The organism is Pseudonocardia nigra (assembly GCF_019396355.1).
Classification (GTDB): domain Bacteria; phylum Actinomycetota; class Actinomycetes; order Mycobacteriales; family Pseudonocardiaceae; genus Pseudonocardia; species Pseudonocardia nigra.
The window spans coordinates 1-1,119 of sequence record NZ_JAHKRK010000491.1 but is presented as its reverse complement, the minus strand read 5'-3'; the positions used below and the strand labels follow the sequence as shown (position 1 = coordinate 1,119).

Annotated in this window: 1 pseudogene; it reads right to left on the bottom strand. The window is 65.7% G+C overall.

What is annotated here, in order from left to right:
* Positions 1-122: 122 nt before the first annotated feature.
* Positions 123-1,001: pseudogene (locus tag KME75_RS41815) on the bottom strand (IS1634 family transposase); the annotation flags it as partial.
* Positions 1,002-1,119: the final 118 nt, after the last annotated feature.

Here is a 1,119-nt window from a genome sequence, read left to right as displayed (position 1 = left end):
CAACCGCCGGAGGCGACACTCCACCCTCAGCTACTTGACACCGCTCGAATACGAGCTAGGATTCAGGAAACTCACCGACCTGGCAGCCTAAACCGGTGTCAATAAAATCGGGAACACTCCACCTCGAGCCGGTGGTAGACCGGCCGCAGGTCGATGATCTGCTTCATGTCGCGCCAGCCGCGCTCGACTTCCAGGAGCTGCTTGTAGCCCAGGGCGATGTCCTCGGCGCTCAGGTGGGGGTCTGAGCAGCGCAGCAGGTACTTGCCGTCGAGGTTCTCCTCCGTCTTGATCTTGGCGTGGTCGATGCGGAGCTTGCCCGCTGGGGTGGTGCGCAGGTAGCGGTTCAGGCCGGGCTTGTCGGCGATCTTCCCGCGCAGTTCGCCCCGCTTGAACTCGCTGAGCTTGTCGGTGTCGGCGATCACGTCGCCGAGCTGGGCGACGAGTTGCTCGCGCATGTGCCGGTCGCGGTCGGCGGCTTCGGGGTTGTGGCAGATCACGAACCGGTCGGTGTCGCTGATCCGGACCTGCTTGACCCGCATGTTCTCGGCGATCTCAGTGTAACGGCCCTGCCGGGACAGGGCGGCCTTCACCTCGGCGCTGCCGGAGCGCAGCTTCTCGCCGATGATGTAGGCGTGGTCGCCTCGCCGCAGGTAGCGGCGGTTCTGCTCGGAGGAGAAACCGCGGTCGGTCACCCACACGATCTTGCTGAGGGTCCAGTCCCGCATCTCGTCCTTGACCTGCCGGATCAGCTTCTGGTCAGAGGCGTTGCCCGGCCAGCACCAGCAGCGGACCGGAATCCCGTCCCTCGTGACCGCCATGCCGATCACGATCTGCGGCAGGTCATCGCGGGAGTCCTTGGACTTGCCGTAGGTGCGGAATCCGGCCTTGTTCGCCTCGCCGACCGCCCCGTCTGTCTCGTCGGCGTCGGGCTGGCGGCCGGTGTCGTCGCGGGTGACGGGTTCGTCGGGTTCCTCCAGCTCGAAGTAGGTGCTGGTGGTGTCTCCTTTTACCGGCTAATCGAACCCGGCTCGGGCGCGACACGCCGTGATGGTCGGGGTGCTTGCCCCGACACCGGGCATGGTGGTTGATACCCGTCTCATGACGGCGGTGACCGGGTTG